Origin of the sequence: Bacillus sp. 3G2, assembly GCF_044324725.1 — a bacterium.
Lineage (GTDB): Bacteria > Bacillota > Bacilli > Bacillales > Bacillaceae_G > Bacillus_A > Bacillus_A mobilis.
This window is the reverse complement of sequence record NZ_CP172246.1, coordinates 4,877,276-4,902,620: the sequence shown is the minus strand read 5'-3', so window position 1 is coordinate 4,902,620 and position 25,345 is coordinate 4,877,276. Positions and strand designations below refer to the sequence as shown.

The 25,345-nt window shown below is 36.4% G+C and carries 22 protein-coding genes; 17 read left to right on the top strand and 5 right to left on the bottom strand.

The window, feature by feature from the left end:
- Positions 1-25: 25 nt before the first annotated feature.
- Positions 26-439, top strand: a complete 414-nt coding sequence (gene exsM, locus ACHZK0_RS25335) for an exosporium regulatory protein ExsM (protein ID WP_262740485.1) — start codon at positions 26-28, stop codon at positions 437-439.
- Between the two features lie 141 nt (positions 440-580).
- On the opposite strand, the gene ACHZK0_RS25330 is transcribed toward exsM, so the two are convergent.
- From ACHZK0_RS25330 to ACHZK0_RS25320, 3 genes are all read right to left on the bottom strand, one after another.
- Entirely contained in the window at positions 581-3,256 is a 2,676-nt protein-coding gene (locus ACHZK0_RS25330) for a sigma 54-interacting transcriptional regulator (RefSeq protein WP_262740486.1), read from the bottom strand.
- Between the two features lie 104 nt (positions 3,257-3,360).
- Positions 3,361-4,098 carry a polysaccharide deacetylase family protein gene (locus ACHZK0_RS25325; RefSeq protein WP_061679338.1) on the bottom strand — a complete coding sequence of 246 codons (738 nt, stop codon included), beginning with the start codon at positions 4,096-4,098 and terminating at the stop codon, positions 3,361-3,363.
- A gap of 207 nt (positions 4,099-4,305) precedes the next feature.
- The gene (locus ACHZK0_RS25320; protein WP_000378314.1) at positions 4,306-5,379 is read right to left on the bottom strand and encodes a glycosyltransferase family 4 protein; all 1,074 of its coding nucleotides are present in this window, start codon (positions 5,377-5,379) and stop codon (positions 4,306-4,308) included.
- A 589-nt stretch (positions 5,380-5,968) separates the two neighbouring features.
- Here ACHZK0_RS25320 and ACHZK0_RS25315 point away from each other — a divergent pair.
- Together ACHZK0_RS25315 and wecB are read left to right on the top strand one after the other, a co-directional pair.
- Positions 5,969-7,339 (top strand): UDP-glucose dehydrogenase family protein, encoded by a 1,371-nt coding sequence (locus ACHZK0_RS25315; protein ID WP_395761000.1) that lies wholly within the window; start codon positions 5,969-5,971, stop codon positions 7,337-7,339.
- A gap of 74 nt (positions 7,340-7,413) precedes the next feature.
- Entirely contained in the window at positions 7,414-8,529 is a 1,116-nt protein-coding gene (gene wecB / locus ACHZK0_RS25310; protein ID WP_395760999.1) for a non-hydrolyzing UDP-N-acetylglucosamine 2-epimerase, read from the top strand.
- Between the two features lie 40 nt (positions 8,530-8,569).
- On the opposite strand, the gene ACHZK0_RS25305 is transcribed toward wecB, so the two are convergent.
- Both ACHZK0_RS25305 and ACHZK0_RS25300 read right to left on the bottom strand, forming a co-directional pair.
- Positions 8,570-9,703, bottom strand: coding sequence for an LCP family protein (locus ACHZK0_RS25305; RefSeq protein ID WP_270606510.1), 1,134 nt, complete (start codon positions 9,701-9,703; stop codon positions 8,570-8,572).
- 74 nt (positions 9,704-9,777) lie between these two features.
- Positions 9,778-10,413, bottom strand: a complete 636-nt coding sequence (locus ACHZK0_RS25300; RefSeq protein ID WP_073517111.1) for a YigZ family protein — start codon at positions 10,411-10,413, stop codon at positions 9,778-9,780.
- A 239-nt stretch (positions 10,414-10,652) separates the two neighbouring features.
- Here ACHZK0_RS25300 and ACHZK0_RS25295 point away from each other — a divergent pair, with 239 nt between their 5' ends.
- The 14 genes from ACHZK0_RS25295 (at position 10,653) to ACHZK0_RS25230 (ending at position 25,261) form a co-directional block, all read left to right on the top strand.
- Positions 10,653-11,495: a DegV family protein gene (locus tag ACHZK0_RS25295; protein WP_000844775.1), complete on the top strand. Its 843-nt coding sequence runs from the start codon at positions 10,653-10,655 to the stop codon at positions 11,493-11,495.
- Between the two features lie 172 nt (positions 11,496-11,667).
- On the top strand, positions 11,668-11,982 hold the full coding sequence (locus ACHZK0_RS25290; RefSeq protein ID WP_000400858.1) for a winged helix-turn-helix transcriptional regulator: 315 nt from the start codon (positions 11,668-11,670) through the stop codon (positions 11,980-11,982).
- Positions 11,983-12,233: 251 nt separating this feature from the next.
- Positions 12,234-13,529: an NlpC/P60 family protein gene (locus ACHZK0_RS25285; RefSeq protein ID WP_395760998.1), complete on the top strand. Its 1,296-nt coding sequence runs from the start codon at positions 12,234-12,236 to the stop codon at positions 13,527-13,529.
- A 127-nt stretch (positions 13,530-13,656) separates the two neighbouring features.
- Positions 13,657-15,006, top strand: a complete 1,350-nt coding sequence (comFA, locus tag ACHZK0_RS25280) for an ATP-dependent helicase ComFA (RefSeq protein ID WP_270340518.1) — start codon at positions 13,657-13,659, stop codon at positions 15,004-15,006.
- The gene (locus ACHZK0_RS25275) at positions 15,006-15,710 is read left to right on the top strand and encodes a ComF family protein (protein ID WP_395760997.1); all 705 of its coding nucleotides are present in this window, start codon (positions 15,006-15,008) and stop codon (positions 15,708-15,710) included. The genes comFA and ACHZK0_RS25275 overlap by 1 nt, the downstream gene beginning before the upstream one ends.
- 126 nt (positions 15,711-15,836) lie before the next feature.
- On the top strand, positions 15,837-16,034 hold the full coding sequence (cspC, locus tag ACHZK0_RS25270) for a cold shock protein CspC (protein WP_001990088.1): 198 nt from the start codon (positions 15,837-15,839) through the stop codon (positions 16,032-16,034).
- Between the two features lie 320 nt (positions 16,035-16,354).
- Complete coding sequence (gene hpf / locus ACHZK0_RS25265) at positions 16,355-16,897, top strand: ribosome hibernation-promoting factor, HPF/YfiA family (protein ID WP_000671193.1); 543 nt, start codon at positions 16,355-16,357, stop codon at positions 16,895-16,897.
- A gap of 274 nt (positions 16,898-17,171) precedes the next feature.
- Positions 17,172-19,679, top strand: a complete 2,508-nt coding sequence (gene secA, locus ACHZK0_RS25260; protein WP_395760996.1) for a preprotein translocase subunit SecA — start codon at positions 17,172-17,174, stop codon at positions 19,677-19,679.
- Between the two features lie 134 nt (positions 19,680-19,813).
- Positions 19,814-20,912 (top strand): peptide chain release factor 2 gene (gene prfB, locus ACHZK0_RS25255; RefSeq protein WP_097863750.1). Its coding sequence is split into 2 segments (ribosomal slippage): positions 19,814-19,885 and positions 19,887-20,912, totalling 1,098 coding nucleotides; the frame shifts between segments, so codons are not numbered across the junction.
- A gap of 138 nt (positions 20,913-21,050) precedes the next feature.
- The gene (locus ACHZK0_RS25250; RefSeq protein WP_395760995.1) at positions 21,051-21,242 is read left to right on the top strand and encodes a hypothetical protein; all 192 of its coding nucleotides are present in this window, start codon (positions 21,051-21,053) and stop codon (positions 21,240-21,242) included.
- 253 nt (positions 21,243-21,495) lie between these two features.
- On the top strand, positions 21,496-21,819 hold the full coding sequence (cccB, locus tag ACHZK0_RS25245; protein WP_000727965.1) for a cytochrome c551: 324 nt from the start codon (positions 21,496-21,498) through the stop codon (positions 21,817-21,819).
- Between the two features lie 317 nt (positions 21,820-22,136).
- Positions 22,137-22,823, top strand: a complete 687-nt coding sequence (ftsE, locus tag ACHZK0_RS25240; protein WP_071724655.1) for a cell division ATP-binding protein FtsE — start codon at positions 22,137-22,139, stop codon at positions 22,821-22,823.
- Positions 22,813-23,706 (top strand): permease-like cell division protein FtsX, encoded by an 894-nt coding sequence (gene ftsX / locus ACHZK0_RS25235; RefSeq protein WP_061679326.1) that lies wholly within the window; start codon positions 22,813-22,815, stop codon positions 23,704-23,706. Before ftsE ends, ftsX begins: the two co-directional genes overlap by 11 nt.
- A gap of 70 nt (positions 23,707-23,776) precedes the next feature.
- Complete coding sequence (locus ACHZK0_RS25230; protein WP_141439217.1) at positions 23,777-25,261, top strand: S41 family peptidase; 1,485 nt, start codon at positions 23,777-23,779, stop codon at positions 25,259-25,261.
- Positions 25,262-25,345 lie beyond the last annotated feature (84 nt).

The following is a 25,345-nucleotide window of genomic DNA, read 5'->3' as shown; positions in this document are numbered from 1 at the left end:
AAATTTATATAAGGAGAATGCCCGTATGACAACACATTTCTTTGCGAGGTTAACAGGTAAGAGGGAAATACCTCCTGTAAATACAGAAGCTTATGGTGTAACAGAGTTTATATTTAGTGATGATTTAAAGAAATTACAATATCGGGTCATATTGAAAAACATCGAAAAAGTTATATCATGCCAAATTCATTTAGGGAAAGCGGATCAAATTGGTCCAGTAATTTTAAATTTGTTTGGTCCGTTAAAGCAAGGTATTAGTGTAAGTGAAGGAGTCGTGACCGGTGTAGTCAATGTGGAAGATTTTGAAGGGCCTTTACAGGGGCGAGCGTTTGATAGCTTACTTCAAGAAATCATTCAGGCAAATGTATATGTAAATGTTTATACGAAGTCCAATAAGAAAGGCGAAATTAGGGGGAGAATTAGGAAAGTAAAGAAGTAGAAAAAAGGCTGTCCATATTTTGGAACAGCCTTTTCTGCTATAAGTTGCAAATTGTAGCGATTATTGCCGGTAAATCGATATATTTGAAAAGTTGCTGATATAATTCGCGTTACGGTCGATATAGTTAAACAACTGCCTCAATTAATTTTTTACAGGCTGATTTTTAATGAAGAAGTCCATGACATAAAACACTTCGTCATCAGGTATTTGTATTTCAAATGTATTTTCAATCGGTTGCAATGCTTTTTTCACTTTCATATACATCCAGTACTCATCTTGTCTTCGTTTCTCTTTATCCGGATGAGGGAGGAGGCTTTCTCCTTTTTGAAGACGGTCAACCATACAGCTCATATGCAGAATCACACCCATTAAGCTGTCAGGAGTTAGCTGTAAGGAAATTAATTCTTGAATTGTGTTTAATGCGTAACGAATTGTTTTAATAAGTAATGCTCCGTCGTTCCGCTGCATTTGTTGTTCAAGAATATCAGCCATTTTTGCATATGTTTCTTCATACGTAATTAATTCTTGAATTGGCTGAATCGCTGTGTAGTTTACAATGTCTTGGAAATGATATGTTAAGCATGGCACCTGCACATCGAAATTTGTGACGATACAAATGATATTTCGCTCTTTTTTTATGTTCTCAATCATTTTCGTTAAATCTTTTTCATGGACGATACTAATCGGAATAATTTCAATTAAGTCTTTGTCAAATCGCAAATAGTTCTCTAACATTTTTTGAATAGCTAAAGCACTGCCTTCACCAGTTAAACAAGCTGTCAAAATAACAGACTTCATTGGTGATAGTGGTTTTTTCTTTTCTTCTTGTACGTTTAAGTAAAACGGTGTTAAGTTCTTCACTGTTTCATATAATGCATCTAACGAGTAGCCAAGCTGAGCTTTTCGAGCTGCTTCTAGTGCATGTGGAGTGCTTGTCATGGAAAGAACACGTACCGGGATCTTGAACTCAGTTTCTAATATATCCCCAATATAAGCGAGAGAGCCCATATCAACGAGTAAGAGAAGTCCATTTACATTTTGGAGTGTTTTCATATACACTTTCACACGCTCTAAGAAATCTTTCGGCGATTCATGTAACGGCATATCAATACCGGTTACTTCCTCAATGCCGAGAAGTTCGTTTGCGACGTTTGCCATTTCTGTTGCGATGCCGTTACCGTGCGCTAATATTAATACTTTTACTTCTGTTTGTGAGGCAGGAATTGGATCAACAACGAAGAACATTGTTAAAAAGCCTGCTTCATCAATAGGCATTGTTATTTGTAATTCATCCTCCAGTAGTTGAATGCATTGCATCGCTACGGAAAAAGCTTCTTTATATTTTGTACGAATTTGATTTAATTGTGGGTGATGAATTTGTTTCCCAGCTTGCAAACGTTGTAGAGTTGTCTGTACATGTAAACTTAAAGCGAGAAATACTTTTTCATCAAACGTCTTAGATAAATGCTTCTCAGCAAGTACCGCAATTTTTTCGCAAACGGAAACGATATTACGATCCACAATTTTAAAAACATTTTCATGACTTGTTTTTTTAGAAATTTGGTTAAAATATTGTACGAAAAAGCTTTGAATATCATTTTCTATTAGTAATTCTAATTCGTCCTCTTCAATACCGCGAGCTTGAAGTTCTTCATATTTATAATCAATATAATCGTATATAGAAGATTGTTTTTCATTTTCTATTTTATGATTACTCCAACCTTCATTACCCGTAAATACAAATGTTTCATTTGGTATTTGGTATAGATGACGGCTCTTTCTTTCAATGAATAGTCCTTCTTTCATATACCAAGGTAAATCTGTACTTGAAACATAGACAGAATCACGTTTCTTTGTCACGAAGTCAGAATAGGCTTTCGCACAGGCAATTTGTACATCCGTTTTTAATTGACCGATGTTATTGGGACAATTGTAAAAGACGAAGGCACGCATTGCATTCGGGCTAACGTGAATTTCTTTTCGGAGGCGGATTGCTTCATTTGTGAAAAATAGTTGCAGTAAAGCAAAGCGTTCTTTATGTGTACGCTCACGAAGTGGTGGCAGCGTAACGGTCATCGGTATACGTCTTGTAAATGTTTTTAATAAAAATGAATTTGGTTCTTCTGTTGTTGCAGTAATGATTAATACTTGTGCCTTACGCTCGTTTTCTGTTTCTCCAAGGCGGCGGTATACCCCGCGGTCAATAAAGGTGAAAAGCATTTCTTGTCCCTCTGGAGGAAGACGATGTACTTCATCTAAGAAAAGGATCCCTTCATGTGCTTTTTCAATTAACCCTTTTTGATCACTTGCCCCTGTATAAGCTCCTTTTTTTATCCCAAATAACTGCCCCAGTAGTAGCTGTGGATTATTTGCATAATCAGCACAGTTAAAGACGATAAATGGTGCATTTTTAGGAAGCTGTTCAACTTCAATTGCATATTCGTGCATTAAAGAAGCGAACATAGATTTTCCGACTCCTGTTTCTCCTAGCAGCAAAGTATGCATACCGTTTGGAGGATAGAGAATAGAAGCTTTCGCTTTTTCGATTGCGATTTTAAGGCTTGTATTTTCAATTGCAAATGTATCTAATGAAGTTGTTTCCTTTGAATGCGTTTCCAATGAAGCGTTCGTTTCTATATAAAAACGAACAGGACGCGTATTTGTTTTTAATAAACGTTTATCTTTTACAAGTTTGTTTAAGTCGCTACTTACATTAGCGCGATCTAGTTGCAACAGGGTAGCGAGTTCTGATGCGGTTACACCTTCTGTATAATTGCCTTCTTGTATTGCGTTAAAAATGAGATCTATTCGTTTCATTTCTATTCACCTCGAAACTTCATCACTATTTAAAATTTTACACAAAAATGGGAAGGGTGGGAAGAGAAAAATAAAACAGCTTTAGCATATAGGCACTAAAGCTGTTACAATCTTGTGTCTTTCCAAAAGTTCACTTCGAGATGGGAAGACGGATTATAGGGAAGAAGTTTGTATCCTTGTGACTGTAAGTAATCAATTACTTGTGGCAGTATTTGTACGGTTACACTCGAATCATGCATTAAAATCACTTCGACTTGTTCATCGCTCTGATTACGTACTCTTTCTAATATGGCAGAAGGATTGTCATAGCTTTTCCAGTCATATGTATCGATTGTCCAATCCCACATTTTATACTGGGCGGATACAAGTGCATCACGGTAATTCTTTTTTAAGTAAGGCATACTACCGTACGGGACACGAACGAGATGTGTATTTAATTTTGTAACTTGCTGAACAATGGTTTGTGTTTGTTCCATTTCTGTAATTAAAGCAGATGGATCACCAGTATAAAGGCGTTTTACATCGTGTGACATACTGTGAAGTCCGATATAATGTCCGTCTTTAATTAATCGTTGCATTGTTTTTTTATAATGTGGCACTTTTCCACCAATAACAAAGAAAGTTGCTTTTCCGTTCTTTTCTTTTAAGATGTTTAAAATTTGCGTAGTATATTTGTTTGGTCCGTCATCAAATGTTAAGTACGCGATTTTTTGGATAGGAGAGGTAGTTTCAGTATTTGGATGATGTTCAGCAGGAATCATTGTAGTTGCTCCTGCATGAGATGACGCGTACATAGTAATTGTTAAAAATAAAATAATGTATTGAAATACTCGCTTGATCATAACATTCACCCTCAGTTTGACAATCAAGATGTAAAAAAGAAAATATAATCCTTTTCTTATTATGTATATCTTTCTCCAATAGTGGGACTCTCAAACAAACTATATTTTGGAAATATGAAATGAGGAGTGAAAAATAAAAAATAGCATCCTCTTATAAGAAAGAGGATGCTATTTGAATATTTCATAATAGTAAAGGCTATACTACAATTAGTCTTCGCGTTTTTTCACTTTTTTATAAAAGGAAATAAGTGGTTTGTAACGTTCATGTACAAGCCCAATTACTTCAGCAATAATCTCTGTAAAGAAGATTAAAACGAAAAGAAGAATAATGGATAACCATAATGTCGCACTAGAGAAAATGATTGCATTTACACTAAAGAAAATACCGAATGCGTATATAATTAGTACCGTTTTACGATGAGAGAAGCCCATTGCAAGTAAACGGTGATGTAAATGCGATTTATCTGGTGCTGAAATAGGTTTTTTATTTACGATACGGCGGATAATTGCAAATGTCGTATCAAATACAGGTACGCCTAAAATGATAACTGGAACGATAAAGCTGAATAACGTTACACTTTTGTATAATCCAAGTAACGATATAACAGAAATACAGTATCCTAAAAATAGTGCGCCTGTATCTCCCATGAAAATTTTTGCTGGATGGAAGTTGTAGAATAAAAATCCAATTGTACTTGCTAATGTAATTAATGCTAGTGGTAAAATAATAGCAGCTCCAGTGCCCCATGGGCTAGTGAAGGCCATATATGCTAGCGTTGCAAGTACGATAGATGAAATACCAGCAGATAACCCATCTAAGCCGTCAATTAAGTTGATTGCATTTGTAATACCTACAATCCAAAATACTGTAATTGGATAAGCAAGCCATCCAAGTTCAGTATCCCCGAGGATTGGAATATATAATACTTGCACTAATAATCCACTTTTTACAATCATCATGGCAACTAATAGTTGTCCACCGAATTTTACTTTCGCAGATAACTCGTACATATCATCTAAAATACCGATGATTACAATGATAATCGCACCTAGCGTTATCGATAACATTCTTTGTTCATATAAGCCGCCAACAACAAATCCTACAGCTACACCAATAAATATCGCTAATCCGCCAAGACGAGGCATGATCTTTTGGTGTACTTTACGCGCGTTTGGCTTATCTGTTGCTCCTATTTTAAAAGCTAACTTAATAACTAAAGGAGTAACGACGAGTACAGTGATGAAAGATGCCAAAATGGCATAAATCACTTGTGAGTCCATTAATACCCCACCCTTTTATAGTCTAACGTAATTTTTTTCTAATGTATTTATCTGAAAATTATGATGTTTATTTACAGGCTCATAACATATGGTATCACAAAAAGATTAGAATTCAATCTTTTTTTCTTTGTACGGCAAATGGAAGCGGATAGAATATATGACAATTGTATACAGAATGTTGAATCGTTTGAGAAGGTTAATCGTATTGGGCTTTGGAATATGACATTTTCTCTGTTTCTGCGCTAATGAATATTTTTATTTCAGTATTATAAGTGTTACACGTAGAAATGAGTAAATTCCGTGTTAAAATGTGGGAATTTATCCGCATGAACGGGCAGTAAGGCCTCCACTTCAAAATTCAGTTGGAGAAAAGAAGTTATGTGGGAACATTAATTCCTGTAAAATCTCGATTGGTTTAACCAATAATTAGTGGAGGATGGATGCCCCCACTGAATAAAGTTTCATTTTATATTCTTGCATGCAATTTTACAAAAACTTAAAAAAGAATGGAAAAAGTAATTCATATAATAAAGAAGTAAAAGAGTTTTCTCATTTTTAATGTGAGAGGGGGAAGCACAGGGGGAATTCTATGTATTCGTATATTTTCTATTGTATATTCCTGTGCGAAAAGGAAATGAAAATTACGATAATAGGTACCGGATACGTTGGATTGATTACAGGAGTAGGATTGGCAATGTTAGGCCATTCAGTCACATGTTTTGATATAAATGATGAGAAAATTGAACGGATAAAGCAAGGGGATTTGCCTATTTATGAAGCGGGTTTATATGAATTAATAAATGATGCGTGTGAGAATAATTGTTTAACTTTTACAACAAGTAGGGTAAAAGCATTTTGCGATGCGGAATTTATATTTATTGCAGTTGGAACGCCATCTTCATTAGATGGGACAGCGGATTTAACATATATTCGAAGTGCTTGTGATGATATCGGAACATATGCGACGAACGACATTATTGTCGTTACGAAAAGTACGGTTCCTGTAGGTACAAATGATGTTATAAGAGGATGGATTGAAGAGAAACTACAAAACAGATATGAATTACATATCGTATCGAATCCAGAATTTTTACGGGAGGGTTCAGGGATTTACGATTTTTTTCAGGGAGATCGTATTGTAATTGGAGCAGATAATGAGGAAGCAGCATGGAAAGTGGAGAATTTGTATAGTAAATTACGCTTAAAAACGTATGTTACAGATATAAAAAGTGCAGAGATGATTAAATATGCATCGAATGCTTTTTTAGCGACAAAAATTAGTTTTATCAATGAAATTTCAAATATATGCGAGAAGGTAGGAGCCAATGTATTAGACGTTGCGCAAGGGATGGGAATGGATAAGAGGATTGGAGCGTCTTTTTTAAATGCGGGCATTGGTTATGGGGGATCGTGTTTTCCAAAGGATACGAAAGCACTTGTGCAGATTGCAGGGAATGTGGCGCATGATTTTCGCTTGTTAAAAGCAGTCATTGAAGTGAATAATAAGCAACAGTTGTTATTGATTGAGAAAGCGAAGAAAATATTAAATATGAACAAGAAGCGGATTGCGGTGCTGGGAGCGGCGTTTAAACCGAATACGGATGATATAAGAGACGCACCGTCTCTTATTATGATACAAGAATTAATTCATATAGGTGCGGACGTAGTTCTATATGACCCGAAGGCGATTCCAAATATGAAAAACATCTTTGGAGAGACTATACAATATAGCGAATGTATAGATGAATCGATTAGAGGGGCGAGTGCGGCTTTTATCATGACAGAATGGGAGGCTATCCGAGCTTATCCGTTAGAAAAGTACGAACAACTTATGAGAGAGCCTATTTTATTCGATGGAAGAAATTGTTATACTATTGAGGATGTCAAGAAACAAGGGATAGATTATTATTCGGTTGGAAGAGAAAGTATTTGTAAGAGAGACTTTTCCATTATTCGTTAAAAAGGCATGTATTCATGTATATTCTTATATGTCATAATAGAATTTGTAACTAGTGAAAGAAAAGAGGCAATGAAATGAATGAACGTTTAAAGGTAATGACAATTTTCGGGACACGTCCAGAAGCAATTAAAATGGCACCTCTTGTGTTAGAGTTGCAAAAGCATCCAGACAAAATTGAATCGATTGTGACTGTAACAGCACAACATCGTCAAATGTTAGACCAAGTGTTAAGTATCTTTGGAATTACGCCAGATTTCGATTTGAATATTATGAAAGATCGCCAAACCTTAATTGATATTACAACGCGTGGTTTAGAAGGTTTGGATAAAGTAATGAAAGAAGCAAAGCCGGATATCGTACTTGTACATGGTGATACAACGACAACATTTATCGCAAGTTTAGCTGCTTTCTATAATCAAATTCCAGTAGGTCATGTAGAAGCAGGACTTCGTACATGGGATAAATATTCTCCATACCCAGAAGAGATGAATCGCCAACTAACAGGTGTAATGGCAGATCTTCATTTCTCACCTACATCAAAATCAGCAACGAACTTACAGAAAGAAAATAAAGATGAGTCACGCATTTTCATCACTGGAAATACAGCGATTGACGCACTAAAAACGACTGTAAAAGAAACATATAGTCATCCTGTACTAGAGAAACTTGGAAATGATCGTCTTGTACTTATGACAGCTCACCGCCGTGAAAACTTAGGAGAGCCAATGCGTAATATGTTCCGTGCAATTAAACGTCTTGTTGATAAGCATGAAGACGTACAAGTTGTGTATCCTGTTCATATGAACCCTGTTGTTCGTGAAACAGCGAATGACATTCTAGGCGATCATGGTCGTATTCATTTAATTGAGCCGCTAGATGTAATTGATTTCCACAATGTAGCAGCTCGTTCATACTTAATGTTAACTGATTCTGGTGGTGTACAAGAGGAAGCGCCGTCATTAGGTGTACCGGTTCTTGTTCTTCGTGATACAACAGAGCGCCCGGAAGGCATTGAAGCAGGTACATTGAAATTAGCAGGAACAGACGAAGAGACAATCTTTGGTCTTGCTGATGAATTGTTATCAGATAAAGAAGCTCATGATAAGATGTCAAAAGCATCTAATCCTTACGGTGATGGCCGTGCCTCAGAGCGTATTGTAGAAGCAATTTTACAACATTTTAATAAGTAAATAAAAAAGAGCCAAATCATATGCGATTTGGCTCTTTTTGTTATTGCTGATTTCTCATAATCCACTCTGCATGAGCATTCGTAGAAGGAGGTGGCTCAGTTGGTGTTTTGTTCTGATTCTGATTCGTTTCTTTCTTTGCTTTTGCGTCAGAGTTAGAATTTGAAGAAGGATTTGATTCGGTTTTTGTAGTTGGATTTTCTTGAGTGTTTGCTGTTTCGCCTAATTCTTTTTTAATTTCGTTACGTACTGTCTCTACACCGATTGGATCTGGAAGGAAGTAATAAATACCACCTATTTTTTTGTCTTCTCCTTCAAGTTTGAGCGTTTGTATTGTAGAAGGGTCAAACCCAGACAATTTATTGTAAAGAGCAAGTCCGTCTGAAATAGGAATGTCAGTTTTTATATATTTTCCAACGACTGCTGTTAAATCTTTAATTTTAAATACAGTAGAGGCTGAATTTAGTTTTTGAGCAACAGCTGCTAGTAATTGTCTTTGTCTAGCGGCCCTACCATAATCACCGTTTGGATCCTGTTTTCGCATACGTACGTATGCAAGTGCTTCTTCTCCATTTAAGTCTTGTTGACCTTGCTTAAACTCGATCTTTTTGTAGTAATCTACGTCCGAACGCTCCCAAAAATCGAATGGGACATCAACGGTAACACCGCCAACAGCATCAACAATACCTTTAAAGCCTTGGAAATCAATTTTAATATAATGGTCTACAGGAACTTTTAGAAAACCTTCGACCGTTTTGATTGCCATTTCTTCTCCGCCGTAAGCATGTGCAGCGTTAATTTTGTCCTCTTTGTTCTTACCAACAATTGGAACGCGACTATCACGAGGGATACTCATAAGTGAAATCTTTTTCGTTTTAGGATTGACTGTGGCAAACATTAATGAATCTGTCCGACCGTTTTGTCCGTCCGTTGCATAATCTTCTATACCCATAATGAGGAGTGTAAAAGGCTCTTTTGTAATTTCTACATCTTCGGTTCTCAAGTCCGATTTTTGACGAGTAAAACCACTATACATCCCCATGAGAGAAGAGTAGGAGTTTAATATATAAAGTCCTACACCACCAAATAAAAATACGAAAATAAGGAAGTAGAAAAACTTTCTTCTTCGTTTCTTTTTTATTCTGCTATTTTGGAGATGATAATAACGTTCTTCCATATATAATCTCCTTAGTTCATTTGTAGGGAAGTAATTCACTACATTAATCTTTAGAGGTGATAATATAGTTATTCTTAGATAACATCTTGTTCTAAGTACAACATATCTCCTTCTGTAATTGTACATTTCCCATTTGTTAATTCAATCATCCAATCTGTGAATGCTTGTTTTCCATCTTCTTCTACATACGTATCAAATGTGACATTTTCGAGATAATGTATATCTTTAATGGCATATTTCGAATTACGTAATTCATTTTCAATTTTGCCAAGTAATGTGTAATCAATTTCGGTCTGCATAACACGCATTAGTTTTCGCTGAACGACACCAACATGATTAATACCCTCACTTGTACATTTTCCATATGCGCGAATTAATCCACCTGCGCCAAGTTTGATGCCGCCAAAATAGCGAGTAACGACAACGACGGTATCTTTTAAACCGCGTTTTTTTAGTACCTCTAACATAGGTACGCCAGCTGTGCCGCTAGGTTCTCCATCATCATTTGCTTTTTGTATTTGATCTTGTTCGCCAATCAAATACGCAGAACAATTATGTGTGGCATTCCAATTTTGTTTTTTTATTTTTTGTATAAACTCTTGAGCTTCTTCTTCGGTTGTAGCTCGGCTAATATAACAGATAAATCTTGATTTTTGAATGACAATTTCGTGCTCACCGTAGTCTTTGATTGTTAAATATTGTAATAACACTCGTATACGCCCCTATCTATCAAAATGACTAGTACTTTACATTTTAAAAGCGAGCGTTTTTATATTCAAACATTTTTTATAAATAAGTTGAAATTTTTGATGAGTATTTCACCTTTTTGTTGTAATTTGTCGAGATGGTGAGTATAATTTCAAATCGGCATTTTCATGTATGGATGCACCATTTTTAGTTTTCGTGTAAACTTAGGGAATAAAAACTTTTTTATAAGGCAGGTACGCAAATGAAAACAGCTATTGTTACTGATAGTACAGCATATATACCGAAGCATATTCGTGATGAACTCAATATATATATGATTCCATTAAACGTTGTATTTGGAACGGAATCTTATCAAGAAGAAGCTGAAATTTCAGTAGATGATTTCTATGTAAAAGTACGTGAGCAAGAAGAACTTCCGAAAACTTCTCAGCCAGCAATCGGAAAGTTTGTTGAGTTATTTGAAGAACTATCGAAGGATTATGATGCGGTTATTAGCATTCATCTTTCAAGTGGGATTAGTGGTACATATCAAACGGCAACGACAGCCGGGCAAATGGTAGAGGGTATCGATGTATATACGTACGACTCTGAAATTAGCTGTGAAGTACAAGGATTCTATGTACGTGAAGGGGCAAAATTAGCAAGCGAAGGAAAAGATCCGAAAGAGATCGTTGCCCGTTTTGATGAAATGAAGAAAACGATGGACGCTTATTTTGTAGTAGATGATTTACATCATTTACAACGTGGAGGACGATTGAATAGTGCGCAAGCCTTCATTGGTAGTTTATTGCAAGTGAAGCCCGTTTTATATTTTAGAGATAAAATCATTATTCCATTTGAAAAGATTCGTACACGTAAAAAGGCGTTAAAACGAATTGTTGAAATTTTTGATGAGCAAGCAAGTCAAGGTGTACCTATGGAAGCTGTTATCATTCATGCACAACGTGAAGAGGAAGCGAATGAATGGAAGGCAGAATTAGAAGCAAAATATCCTCATGTCACAATCCGCACAGGTTATTTCGGTGCTGTAATTGGTACGCATTTAGGTGAAGGTGCGCTAGGTCTTGGCTGGTATACGAAGTAATAAGATATAAAAAAGCTCTCTTTTTAAGAGGGTTTTTTTACGGATATTTTACGTGTGGTTGACAAGTTAATATTTGGAAATGGTAAAATGTACGTAAAATAAATTAACGAGGAAAGTTTTATAACTTACTTTTTACAAGAAACTATATTATAATGGAAGAGAGGTGAAACATATGGAGCATAATTCTTGTTTATGTCCAAAGTTTGAGTCAGCTTTTACTTTGCTTAGTAAGAAATGGACTGGCTTAATTATTAAATCTTTGCTTGAAGAGTCAAAACGTTTTAGAGAAATCGCAGATATTATACCAAATATGAGCGATCGTATGTTGTCAGAGCGTTTAAAGGAATTGGAAAGCGAAGGCATTGTAGTTCGTAATGTTTATCCAGAAGTACCAGTTCGAATCGAGTACGGCTTAACTGAAAAAGGGAAAGCATTAGAAAGTGTTATGGATGAAGTCCAAAATTGGGCTGAGAAATGGATGAAATAACGTTTTGATTTCATTTGTATTAGTGTATGTAACAAAACGTAAGGGAAACCTTGCGTTTTTTTTTGCTTATAAAAAACGTTTAAAATTCTACACATACATACAAAAATATGCATATTTTGCGATAGAGTTACATATAATATTACATTTGTTTTACAATAGCGTAACATTAGCAAAAAAAATCCCGAATTATGGTATAAATTTTATAGGTTATATACGGAAAAAAGACAAAAGAAAGCGGTGTAAAAAATAAAATGAAAAAGCTAAAAATGGCATCTTGCGCATTAGTTGCAGGGTTAATGTTTTCAGGACTAACACCAAATGTATTTGCAGAAGATAAAATTTCTGACGTGAAATCACAAATTAATACACAAAATGACACTTTACATAAACAACAACAAGAACGTGATGAATTACAAAAACAAATGAATGACTTAAACAAAACAATTCAAGGTTTAGATAAGTCTGTTCAAGAGAATGCTTCAAAGCTTGATGAAACAACGAAAAAAGTTGCTGATACTGAGCAATTAATCGAAAATAAAAATAAAGATATTGCAGAACTACAAACGAAAATTGCAAAACGTGAAGAGTTATTAAGAAAACGTTTAGTTGCACTTCAAGAGCAACCAAACACAAATGTTGTAACAGAAGTTCTTGTAAACTCTAAAAACGTTGCAGATCTAGTTGATCGTTTAGCTTCTGTTTCTAAGATTCTTGAGTCTGACGAAGATATCATGAAAACACAACAAGAAGATCAAGCGAGCGTGAAAAAAGACGTTGAAACGGTAAAAACAAAGCAAAAAGAATTAAAAGAAGCACAAGCACAAATTGAAACTGCTAAGAAAGAACTTGACGCTGAAAAAGCGAAAAAATCAACAGCAGTAAATGATTTAAGCGGTAAAATGGATACAGTTGTAACTTCAATGACAAGTACGGAAAGTCAATTGAAAGATCTTGAAAAACAAGCACTGCAATTACAACGTATTGCTGAACAAGAAGCACAAGAAAAAGCTGCACAAGAAGCTGCTGCTCAAAAACAAGCAGAGCAAGCTGCTAAAGATGCGCAAGCTCAACCACAACCAGCACAAGCGGCACCTGCTCAGCCAGCAGCACCAGCTCAAAAAGAAGAACCTAAAAAAGAAGAGCCTAAAAAAGAAGCACCTAAGCAAGAAACGAAAAAACCAGAGCCAGCACCAGCTTCAAATGCGGGTGGCGTAATTGGTAAAGCGCAAAGCTACTTAGGTTTACCATATGTTTGGGGAAGTGCATCTCCATCAAACGGTGGTTTTGACTGTAGTGGATTCATTTCTTACATCTTCGGTGTAGGACGTCAAGACGTTGCAGGTTACTGGAATTCAGTTTCTAAAGTAAGTAGCCCACAACCTGGAGATTTAGTATTCTTCCAAGGTACTTATAAGCCAGGTCCATCTCACATCGGTATTTACGTTGGTAATGGCCAAATGATTCATGCTGGTGATAAAGGGATTGCTTACTCTAGCTTAAGCAGTAGCTACAACCAAAAACATTTCTTAGGATACGGTCGATTCTAGGATTTATAAACGAATAAAACAAGTGTATAAAGTCGATAGCTTACTATTTTATAAGTAGGTTATCGGCTTTTTTGAGTTTTTACGAGATTATGAGAAAGGTTTATAGTAGTGCTGGAGGTGGTTGCTGATGCTTGCTGGAAAACAGTTGCTATTAGAAGAACTTTCTTCAGATTTACGGAGAGAATTAAGTGGTTTGAAAAAGATGGGAGAGATCGTATGTATACAAGGCGTAACAAAAAAGGTTTCTAAATATATATGTCAGCGCTGCGGAAATATAGAGCAACGACTATTTGCATCATTTTTATGTAAAAGGTGCAGTAAAGTGTGCGCGTATTGCCGGAAGTGTATCACGATGGGGAGAGTTAGTGAATGTGCTGTACTCGTTCGTGGGATCGCTGAAAGAAAAGGTGAAAAAGGTTTAAATTCGTTACAGTGGAACGGAACTTTGTCTATTGGTCAAGAGTTGGCGGCGCAAGGTGTTATAGAAGCTATTAAGCAGAAAGACTCTTTTTTTATTTGGGCTGTGTGCGGGGCTGGAAAAACAGAAATGTTATTTTACGGTATTGCAGAGGCACTTCAAAAAGGAGAAAGAGTTTGTATAGCAACGCCAAGAACAGACGTTGTACTGGAATTAGCACCGAGATTACAAGAAGTGTTTCCTAATATAAATGTAGCTGCTTTATACGGAGGGAGTGCAGATCGTGAAAAAGATGCAGCGTTAGTCGTTGCAACGACGCATCAATTGTTACGTTATTATAGAGCGTTTCATGTCATGATTGTAGATGAGATGGATGCCTTCCCGTATCATGCAGATCAAATGTTACAGTATGCAGTGCAACAAGCGATGAAAGAGAAAGCGGCACATATTTATTTAACAGCAACTCCTGATAAAAAGTGGAAGCATAATCTCAGAAAGGGGAAGCAAAAAGGTATCATTGTCTCAGGACGATACCATCGTCATCCGTTACCAGTTCCTCAATTTTGCTGGTGCGGAAATTGGAAGAAAAGCCTCCATCATAAAAGAATTCCTCGAGTGTTACTACAATGGTTAAAAATGTACGTAAGCAAAAAGTATCCCGTTTTTTTATTTGTTCCTCATGTGAGATATATAGAAGAAATGAGTCTGTTATTGAAAACCTTGGATCATAGAATCGACGGTGTACATGCAGAAGATCCAATGAGAAAGGAAAAGGTAGCGGCTTTCAGAAAGGGAGAAATTCCGTTATTAGTTACGACGACAATTTTAGAGAGAGGAGTAACTGTGAAGAATTTACAAGTTGCGGTGTTAGGGGCAGAAGAAGAAATCTTTTCGGAAAGTGCACTCGTACAAATTGCAGGTCGAGCAGGTCGTAGTTTTGAAGAACCTTATGGCGAGATTGTTTATTTTCATTGCGGTAAGACAGAGGCGATGGTACGCGCGAAAAAGCATATTCAAAGTATGAACAAAAAGGCAAAAGAACAAGGATTAATCGATTGATGCATTGTCTACTTTGCGATGAGTATATATTGGAAACAGTTAGTTGGTACACCTTCTTTGTAAAGCCTCATAAAAAATATATATGTGATAGATGTGAGCAGAAACTTTCCTATATTATAGGAGAAATTTGTATGGAGTGTGGGCGACCTTTAGAGGGCTTGCCTTCCGAATATAAAGAAAATGATATTTGTGTGGATTGCGTAAGATGGATAAACGAGGAGAAGTATCGTCCTTTAAAAAATCGTTCTTTGCACGTGTACAATGATGAGATGAAAGAAATAATAGCACAGTTTAAGTTTCGGGGAGATGCGGAGTTAGTTCATATTTTTTATCGATCTTTTCGGGAGTTATTTCAAAAGCATTTTACGAGTGTTTCAAGTGTTATTGCTGTTCCGCTTAGTAGGGAGCGGGAATATGAACGTGGTTTTAATCAGGCAGAGTTATTAGCAGCTTGTTTACCTGTCAAAATTTCTTATCCATCATTAAGAAGAAGAGAAACAGAAAAGCAAAGTAAGAAGAAGCGTAAAGAAAGGCTTTCGGGAAGTAATCCTTTTTATTTTCAGGGAGAAGAGATGTTTCATGGACAGTATATCTTACTCGTTGATGATGTATATACGACAGGAATTACAGTTAGACAAATTGGAAGTCTTTTATACGACAGAGGAGCAAGGGAAGTTTCTAGTTTGACGCTCTGTAGAAGTTGATCTGTAACTGTCGAAAGGGATAATAAAAAGGCGATAAGTCTCCTTTGACTTCCTAAGTTGTCATTCGTTATAGTCAAAGTATGGGGCGAATGCCCTGATTTTTAGAGTGAAGGGAATGGAATGAACATGCAAGGAAGAGTGAAATGGTTCAATGCAGAAAAGGGATTTGGGTTTATTGAGCGTGAAGATGGTGATGATGTGTTTGTTCATTTTTCTGCTATTCAACAAGATGGATATAAATCATTAGAAGAAGGGCAACAAGTTGAGTTTGACATTGTAGATGGAGCACGTGGACCACAAGCAGCTAATGTTGTAAAACTGTAGGGATATTGTTTTTGGGAAGAGAAAGCTGCGTTTGTGGCAACGTTATATATATAGTAGAACCTCTTGTTTTTTACAAGGGGTTTTTGTTATGAATTAAGTTGTCAAAAAGTTGTTTCTTTTCTGTAACGAATTGTCCACAGTTATATTCGTTATTCACGATGTTAATAGGATAAAATAAAGATAGAAACGATGCATCTTTTCATTTCAACAAAAAACGATAAAAAAATCGCAATTCCACTAATTTTTTTAAAAAAGTTAGAAGGAATTTTTAAGCCAATGTCGAAATTATAGTACATAGGCTTGAAAGGAGGAATTCATCTATGAAATTCAACATTCGTGGTGAAAATATTGAAGTAACTCCAGCATTAAAGGAATATGTAGAGAAAAAACTAAGTAAGTTAGAGCGTTATTTTGATACATTCCCAGAGATTAAAGTTAATTTAAAAGTATACTCTGACAAGCAACGTGTCGAGGTAACAATTCCATTTACTGATTTATTACTTCGTGCAGAAGAAACTAATAGCGATATGTACGCTGCTATCGATTTAGTAGTTGATAAACTTGAGCGACAAATTCGTAAACATAAAACAAAGGTAAATCGTAAATTACGTGAGAAAGGTTCTGTGAAAACGAACTTTATCCTTCCGGAAGCAGTAGCTGTTCTGGATGCGGTAGAAGAGGATGAATTAGAACTTGTACGTACAAAACGATTTGATTTAAAACCGATGGACGTTGAAGAAGCAATCCTACAAATGGATATGCTAGGACATAATTTCTTCGTCTTCACAAATGCTGATACAAATGAAACTAACGTTGTATATGGCCGTAAAGATGGGAAATATGGTTTAATCGAAACTAAATAATAATTCAAAAGCGCAGCCGATATGGCTGCGCTTTTTTTGCTGAAAATAGATTTTGAAAAAAAGTTTTCTTAATTTAGAACGAGAGATTCGGCCGATTGTTGTCATAGTTATAAGACAAGTGTTACAATTATCATTAGGTATATACATTTTAGTTTTTTTAATTAGGAGAAAAATTGGCATAACATACATTTGATTTTTATGACGACTGATTGTAATAGAGAAAAAGAAAAACAATCGGGAGTTTTATTTTAATAAAAAGAGGAGCGTATTTCCTATGATCGGTATTTTAAAAAAGGTGTTTGATGTAAATCAACGCCAAATTAAACGTATGCAGAAGACAGTTGAGCAAATTGATGCATTAGAGTCATCTATTAAGCCTTTAACTGATGAACAATTAAAAGGAAAGACGCTTGAATTTAAAGAACGTCTAACAAAAGGTGAGACAGTAGATGATCTACTACCTGAAGCTTTTGCGGTTGTTCGTGAAGCTGCGACTCGTGTTCTTGGAATGCGTCCGTATGGCGTACAGTTAATGGGTGGTATTGCCTTACATGAAGGGAATATCTCTGAGATGAAAACGGGTGAAGGTAAAACGTTAACATCTACATTACCTGTATATTTAAATGCTTTAACAGGAAAAGGTGTTCACGTTGTTACAGTCAATGAATACTTAGCACAACGTGATGCGAGCGAAATGGGACAACTTCATGAGTTCCTTGGCTTAACAGTAGGAATTAACTTAAACAGTATGTCACGCGAAGAGAAACAAGAGGCTTATGCTGCTGATATTACGTATAGCACAAATAATGAGCTTGGATTCGATTACTTACGTGACAACATGGTTTTATATAGAGAACAGTGCGTTCAGCGTCCACTTCATTTTGCTATTATCGATGAAGTCGATTCTATCTTAGTCGATGAAGCGCGTACGCCGCTTATTATTTCAGGACAAGCGCAAAAATCAACAGAGCTATATATGTTTGCAAATGCATTCGTTCGTACATTAGAAAATGAAAAAGAATATTCATTTGATGTGAAGACGAAAAATGTAATGTTAACAGAAGATGGTATTACGAAAGCGGAGAAAGCTTTCCATATTGAAAACTTATTCGATTTAAAACATGTAGCACTTCTTCATCATATTAATCAGGCACTTCGTGCGCACGTTGTTATGCACCTTGATACAGATTATGTTGTACAAGAAGGCGAAATCGTAATTGTAGACCAATTTACTGGTCGTCTTATGAAAGGTCGTCGCTATAGCGAAGGTTTGCACCAAGCTATTGAAGCAAAAGAAGGCGTAGAAATTCAAAATGAAAGTATGACGCTTGCGACAATTACGTTCCAGAACTATTTCCGTATGTATGAAAAGTTATCTGGTATGACTGGTACAGCGAAAACGGAAGAAGAAGAATTCCGTAGTATTTACAATATGAATGTTATCGTAATTCCAACGAACAAAGATATTATTCGTGATGACCGTGCTGATTTAATCTTCAAATCAATGGAAGGTAAATTCAATGCTGTTGTTGAGGATATTGTAAATCGTCATAAACAAGGACAACCTGTTCTTGTCGGTACAGTTGCAATTGAAACGTCAGAGCTTATTTCAAAAATGTTAACGCGTAAAGGTGTACGTCATAACATTTTAAACGCGAAAAACCATGCGCGTGAAGCAGATATCATTGCAGAAGCTGGTATGAAAGGTGCTGTAACGATTGCGACGAATATGGCTGGTCGTGGTACGGATATTAAGCTTGGAGACGATATTAAAAACGTTGGTCTAGCAGTTATCGGTACAGAGCGTCACGAAAGCCGTCGTATTGATAATCAGTTACGTGGTCGTGCTGGTCGTCAAGGGGATCCTGGTGTAACGCAGTTCTACTTGTCTATGGAAGATGAACTAATGCGCCGCTTCGGTTCTGACAATATGAAAGCGATGATGGATCGTCTTGGTATGGATGATTCACAGCCAATCGAAAGTAAAATGGTTTCTCGTGCGGTAGAATCTGCACAAAAACGTGTAGAAGGAAATAACTATGATGCACGTAAGCAGTTATTGCAGTACGATGATGTACTTCGTCAGCAACGTGAAGTTATTTACAAACAGCGTCAAGAAGTAATGGATTCTGAGAACTTACGCAGTATTATTGAAGGTATGATGAAATCTACAGTAGAACGTGCTGTTGCGCTTCATACACAAGAGGAAATTGAAGAAGATTGGAACATTAAAGGTCTTCTTGACTACTTAAATACAAACCTTCTGCAAGAAGGCGATGTAAAAGAAGAAGAGTTACGTCGTCTTGCTCCAGAGGAAATGAGCGAGCCAATTATCGCGAAATTAATAGCGCGTTACAACGACAAAGAAAAGCTTCTGCCAGAAGAGCAAATGCGTGAGTTCGAAAAAGTTGTTGTATTCCGTGTAGTAGATACGAAATGGACAGAGCATATTGATGCGATGGATCACCTTCGTGAAGGTATTCATTTACGTGCTTACGGTCAAATTGATCCACTTCGTGAGTATCAAATGGAAGGATTCGCAATGTTCGAGTCAATGATTGCTTCTATTGAAGAGGAAATCTCTCGTTACATTATGAAAGCTGAAATTGAACAAAACTTAGAGCGTCAAGAAGTTGTCCAAGGTGAAGCTGTTCATCCGTCTAGTGATGGGGAAGAGGCAAAGAAAAAACCAGTTGTAAAAGGTGACCAAGTAGGCCGCAACGATTTATGCAAATGTGGTAGTGGCAAGAAATATAAAAACTGCTGTGGCATTGTAAGCTAATAAAAAATGCGGCTGCTGAATTCAGCTTGTTTTGCAAATTATAATAAAAAGGATTAAACTCTCTCCCTAGTAAGTGGAGAGAGTTTCCCTTGTTTTCATACGAAAGTAACAGCAATTACATAGAGGTGAAGGAAATGGAATTAGTAGAAATTAGACAAGAATTAGAAAAAATGGCTAAGAGATTAGCGGCTTTTAGGGGGTCTCTTTGACCTTCCTACTAAGGAAAAACAAATTGCAGAATTAGAAGAGACAATGATGGGTGCAGGATTTTGGGATGACCAACAAGGCGCACAAGTTGTAATTAACGAAGCTAATGCACTGAAAGAGATGGTTGGAAAGTTCCGTCAGTTAGATGAGACATTCGAAAATTTAGAAATCACGCATGAACTTTTAAAAGAAGAGTATGATGAAGATTTACATGAGGAGCTTGAATCAGAAGTGAAAGGCTTAATTCAAGAAATGAATGAGTATGAGCTTCAGTTACTACTAAGTGATCCTTATGATAAAAATAACGCTATTTTAGAATTACACCCAGGTGCAGGTGGAACAGAGTCGCAAGACTGGGGTTCTATGCTACTACGTATGTACACACGTTGGGCTGAAAAACGTGGATTTAAAGTAGAAACGGTTGACTACTTACCAGGTGATGAAGCTGGTATTAAGAGTGTTACTTTATTAATTAAAGGTCATAACGCTTACGGTTACTTGAAAGCAGAGAAAGGTGTACATCGTCTTGTGCGTATTTCACCCTTCGATTCTTCAGGCCGTCGTCATACATCGTTCGTATCTTGTGAAGTTGTACCTGAGTTCAATGATGAAGTTGAAATTGAAATACGTTCAGAGGACTTAAAAATTGATACGTACCGTGCAAGTGGCGCAGGTGGACAGCATATTAATACGACAGACTCAGCAGTTCGTATTACACATACACCTACAAACACAGTTGTAACATGTCAGTCAGAGCGTTCACAGATTAAAAACCGTGAGCACGCGATGAAAATGTTAAAAGCGAAATTATACCAAAAGAAATTAGAAGAGCAACAAGCAGAATTAGATGAAATTCGCGGTGAACAAAAAGAAATCGGATGGGGTAGCCAAATTCGTTCTTACGTATTCCACCCATATTCTCTTGTGAAAGACCACCGCACAAATACAGAGGTTGGTAACGTGCAAGCAGTTATGGATGGAGAAATTGATCCATTTATTGATGCTTACTTACGTTCTCGCATCTAATAAAGTGAAACTTTAATCAGTGGGGGGCATCCCCACTGATTATCAGCCCTCACCAATCGGGCTTTTACGGGCAGTTGATTCCGCACATAACTTCTTTGCTTTCGCTGAATTTTGAGTTGGGGATCTTACTGCCCGTTAATGCGGGGTAAGCGAAAAAAGCCAACAAAGTTGTCGGCGTATGCTGAGGATAATCGAGGATATAAAGAATTTGATTTTATTTCTATAAATGAAGTAAAGAGGAAGAGAAGTTGGAAACGACAACTTCTCTTTTTGATGGGATTATATGTAGCATATAATGTTGTATATTGTTTTGTAAAAAGAAGAGAATAGTAAAACAGAGCGGCAATAGAGTAAGACTTTAACAGAACTTTTCTGATTTTCTGTTCAAAAAGAATTCTTTGTAGAAGTTTTTACGTTGTTCACAGAATTGAAACAACTTATGAAAGCTTTATATTATCAGGGTTCTTACTGTATTTTTGAAAAATATGAAATATACCTTAGTTTTTCTATATAAAGATAATGCTTATAATGAAAATGAGTGTGTTAGGAATGAAAAGAATATCAACAATGGGGAGCGATAGAAGTGAAAAAGAAATTGTTGGCTATTGCGCTAGGAACATCAGTCGTTTTTGCTTTAGGAGCATGTGGAAATAAAGAAGAGAGTAAGCCTTCGAAACAATCTGCAAGCACGGATAGCGCAGAGCAAATTTACCAAAAAAGTTGTATAGGCTGTCATGCGAAAGATTTATCGGGAGCAACTGGACCAGATTTACGAAAAGTGGGACAGAAATATGATGCAGCAGAGATTGAAAAGATTATTGAAAAAGGTCGCGGTTCCATGTCACCAGGAATTATTCAAGGTGAGGATGCGAAAAAAGTAGCTGAGTGGTTAGCTGAACATAAATAAAAAGGGTAAACTGGACGAGTTGATTACATAATCTTATCCCAAAATGATTTTGGATAAGAATTATGACAGCTCGTTTCCTTTTTTTGGAGTGTAACATAACTGTAACAAAATTGTATCCGAACTGGAAACCGTTTGATGTTACAATGGGGTTTGTAGAATTTTGCTGAAATATATTACATAGTAGTATTGCTTATAAAAGATTGTAAGTAAACTACCTTCAACAAGAGTGGTTAAGCGAGAATAAAAGGTTATCTTTTATTTTTAGATGTACAGAAAAGTATTTCGAAAAAAAATCATTAAGTATTGGGTGATAAATAATGATAAAAATGACGAATGTTTATAAGGAGTACCCGAATGGTATGAAAGCCATTGCTGGTCTCACAGTTAACATTAAACAAGGCGAGTTTGTATACGTAGTTGGACCGAGTGGAGCCGGGAAATCTACATTTATTAAAATGATGTATCGTGAAGAGAAGCCATCTACAGGATCAATTAATGTAAATGGACTTGTTATTGAAACATTAGCAGAAAGAGATGTTCCATATTTCCGTCGTCAATTAGGCGTAATTTTCCAAGATTTTAAATTGCTACCTAAGTTAACGGTATATGAGAATGTTGCGTTTGCCTTAGAGGTAATTGAAGAAGAAAAAGAAGCTATTCGTGAGCGTGTAACAGAAGTTTTAGGTCTTGTAGGTCTTGAAGATCGTGCAGACGCACTTCCAAGTGAACTTTCAGGCGGAGAGCAGCAACGTGTTGCGATTGCGAGAGCAATTGTTAATAGACCAAAGGTTGTAATTGCCGATGAGCCAACAGGTAACTTAGATATTGAAACAGCTCTTGATATTATGAAGATTTTCACACGCATCAATGAACGCGGTACAACGATCGTTATGGCGACACATAACGCAGATATCGTAAATACAATCCGTCATCGTGTAATCGCGATTGAAGGCGGAAAAATTGTTCGAGATGAGATTGAGGGAGGATACGGATATGAAGGCTAAGACCCTTAGTCGACATTTGCGAGAAGGTGTAAAGAATCTATCACGTAACGGATGGATGACGTTTGCGTCTGTTAGTGCAGTAACAGTTACATTATTACTTGTAGGTGTCTTTTTAACAGCGATAATGAATATGAACCATTTTGCGACGAAAGTAGAGCAAGATGTAGAAATTCGTGTACACATTGATCCAGCAGCAAAAGAAGCTGATCAAAAGAAATTAGAAGATGATATGAGTAAGATTGCAAAAGTAGAATCTATTAAATATTCTTCTAAAGAAGAAGAGCTAAAACGCTTAATTAAAAGCTTAGGTGATAGCGGAAAAACGTTTGAGTTATTTGAACAAGATAACCCACTTAAAAACGTATTCGTTGTAAAAGCAAAAGAACCAACAGATACAGCGACAATCGCGAAAAAGATTGAGAAAATGCAGTTTGTAAGTAATGTTCAATATGGTAAAGGGCAAGTTGAAAAATTATTTGATACTGTAAAAACAGGACGTAATATCGGTATTGCGTTAATTGCAGGTCTTTTATTCACAGCGATGTTCTTAATCTCTAATACAATTAAAATTACAATTTATGCTCGTAGTACAGAAATCGAAATTATGAAACTGGTAGGTGCAACAAACTGGTTTATTCGTTGGCCGTTCTTATTAGAGGGATTATTCTTAGGAGTATTAGGATCAATTATTCCAATTGGCTTAATTCTAGTTACGTATAATTCACTACAAAGTGTGTTTAACGAAAAACTTGGCGGAACAATTTTCGAACTTCTACCATACAGTCCTTTCGTGTTCCAATTAGCTGGTTTATTAGTGTTAATCGGGGCTTTAATCGGTATGTGGGGAAGTGTAATGTCAATTCGTCGCTTCTTAAAAGTATAAAAAGTTGCAAACATAATTCGTACAAGCTTATCATATAGTAGAAATAGGTAAAGGCATCACACACTGTGTGATGCCTTTTGCTACACCACCTGTGTGTTTTGGAAAGGGGAATTCCGCATTGAAACGTAGAGTTGCAATTATTGGAATGGTTGTTGCATTTTTAATTGGTGCTGGCGGAATGTTTGCAGGTATGTCTTTATTTGGGGTTAACCCAGCAGAAGTAACGCAAACAATTTCGAGTGGAAACGCTAGCACCGCGCAAGGGAATTTGGCAAAAATTAATGAGGCGTATGCACTAATTGATTCACGTTATGTGGAAGACGTGAAGGATGACAAGTTAGTCGAAGGTGCAATACAAGGTATGTTGTCTACGCTGAAGGACCCTTATTCCACGTATATGGATAAAGAAACGGCTAAACAGTTTAGTGAATCACTTGATCCTGAGCTAGAGGGGATTGGGGCTGAGGTGAACAAAACGGACGGTAAGCTTATTATCGTATCTCCAATTAAAGGCTCACCGGCAGAAAAGATTGGAATTAAACCGAATGACCAAATTTTATCTGTGGATGGAAATAGTGTGAAAGATTTATCACGAGAAGAAGCAGTATTAAAGATTCGTGGTAAAAAAGGTACGACTGTCGCGATTGAAATTAAGCGTGCAGGAGTAGCTGATCCGATTGTATTTAAAATTAAGCGTGAAAAAATTCCAATCTTCACAGTGTTTAGTTCTGTGAAACAAGAGAGCGGAAAAGATATCGGTTATATGCAAATCACTTCTTTTGCTGAAAATACGGCGAAAGAATTTAAGGATCAGTTAAAAGAGTTAGAGAAGAAAAATATCAAAGGCTTAGTTATTGACGTGCGTGGTAATCCTGGTGGCTACTTAAATAGTGTAGAAGAGATACTAGGGGAAATTATGACGGATAAAAAGCCAATGCTACAAGTAGAGCAACGAAATGGTGAGAAAAAGAAATTCTCTACGGAACTGAAAGAGAGAAAGCCATATCCAATTTCAGTATTAATTGATAACGGAAGTGCTTCTGCTTCAGAGATTTTAGCGGGTGCGCTAAAAGAGGGAGAAGGATACGATTTAATTGGTGAAAAAACGTTTGGTAAAGGCACTGTGCAGCAAGCCGTTCCATTTAAAGATGGCAGCAACATTAAATTAACGATGTTTAAATGGTTAACACCGGATGGAAACTGGATTCATAAAAAAGGAATCGCGCCAACAGTAGAAGTGAAGCAACCAGATTATTATCATGCGACACCAATTCAAATTGAAAAAACACTTTCATACAATTCAAATGATGTGCAAGTAAAACACGCGCAAGAAATGCTTAAGAGCCTAGGATATGTACCGGGGCGTGAAGATGGATACTTTAGTAAAGAGACAGAATCAGCGCTGAAAGCATTCCAAAATGCGAATGAGATGGAAGCGACAGGGCAGCTGGATAAAAAGACAGCTGAGGCGATTCAAACTAAAATTATTGAAAAAATCCGTTCTGGAGAAAATGATTTACAATTACAGTCCGCATTAAAATTAATAGCGAAATAAAGTGGGATAAAAAGAAATACAGGCAGTTTGCTGCCTGTATTTTTTTGTGTTAAACAAACGGTTGTCCAGTTATGATAATATAAA

Bases quoted from the DNA above. Each gene is read 5' to 3' on its own strand.
- exsM (WP_262740485.1), top strand. From the start codon at position 26: ATGACAACACATTTCTTTGCGAGGTTAACAGGTAAGAGGGAAATACCT.
- ACHZK0_RS25330 (WP_262740486.1), bottom strand. From the start codon at position 3,256: ATGAAACGAATAGATCTCATTTTTAACGCAATACAAGAAGGCAATTAT.
- ACHZK0_RS25325 (WP_061679338.1), bottom strand. From the start codon at position 4,098: ATGATCAAGCGAGTATTTCAATACATTATTTTATTTTTAACAATTACT.
- ACHZK0_RS25320 (WP_000378314.1), bottom strand. From the start codon at position 5,379: ATGGACTCACAAGTGATTTATGCCATTTTGGCATCTTTCATCACTGTA.
- ACHZK0_RS25315 (WP_395761000.1), top strand. From the start codon at position 5,969: ATGTATTCGTATATTTTCTATTGTATATTCCTGTGCGAAAAGGAAATG.
- wecB (WP_395760999.1), top strand. From the start codon at position 7,414: ATGAATGAACGTTTAAAGGTAATGACAATTTTCGGGACACGTCCAGAA.
- ACHZK0_RS25305 (WP_270606510.1), bottom strand. From the start codon at position 9,703: ATGGAAGAACGTTATTATCATCTCCAAAATAGCAGAATAAAAAAGAAA.
- ACHZK0_RS25295 (WP_000844775.1), top strand. From the start codon at position 10,653: ATGAAAACAGCTATTGTTACTGATAGTACAGCATATATACCGAAGCAT.
- ACHZK0_RS25290 (WP_000400858.1), top strand. From the start codon at position 11,668: ATGGAGCATAATTCTTGTTTATGTCCAAAGTTTGAGTCAGCTTTTACT.
- ACHZK0_RS25285 (WP_395760998.1), top strand. From the start codon at position 12,234: ATGAAAAAGCTAAAAATGGCATCTTGCGCATTAGTTGCAGGGTTAATG.
- comFA (WP_270340518.1), top strand. From the start codon at position 13,657: ATGCTTGCTGGAAAACAGTTGCTATTAGAAGAACTTTCTTCAGATTTA.
- ACHZK0_RS25275 (WP_395760997.1), top strand. From the start codon at position 15,006: ATGCATTGTCTACTTTGCGATGAGTATATATTGGAAACAGTTAGTTGG.
- cspC (WP_001990088.1), top strand. From the start codon at position 15,837: ATGCAAGGAAGAGTGAAATGGTTCAATGCAGAAAAGGGATTTGGGTTT.
- hpf (WP_000671193.1), top strand. From the start codon at position 16,355: ATGAAATTCAACATTCGTGGTGAAAATATTGAAGTAACTCCAGCATTA.
- secA (WP_395760996.1), top strand. From the start codon at position 17,172: ATGATCGGTATTTTAAAAAAGGTGTTTGATGTAAATCAACGCCAAATT.
- ACHZK0_RS25250 (WP_395760995.1), top strand. From the start codon at position 21,051: ATGCGGGGTAAGCGAAAAAAGCCAACAAAGTTGTCGGCGTATGCTGAG.
- ftsE (WP_071724655.1), top strand. From the start codon at position 22,137: ATGATAAAAATGACGAATGTTTATAAGGAGTACCCGAATGGTATGAAA.
- ftsX (WP_061679326.1), top strand. From the start codon at position 22,813: ATGAAGGCTAAGACCCTTAGTCGACATTTGCGAGAAGGTGTAAAGAAT.
- ACHZK0_RS25230 (WP_141439217.1), top strand. From the start codon at position 23,777: ATGCCTTTTGCTACACCACCTGTGTGTTTTGGAAAGGGGAATTCCGCA.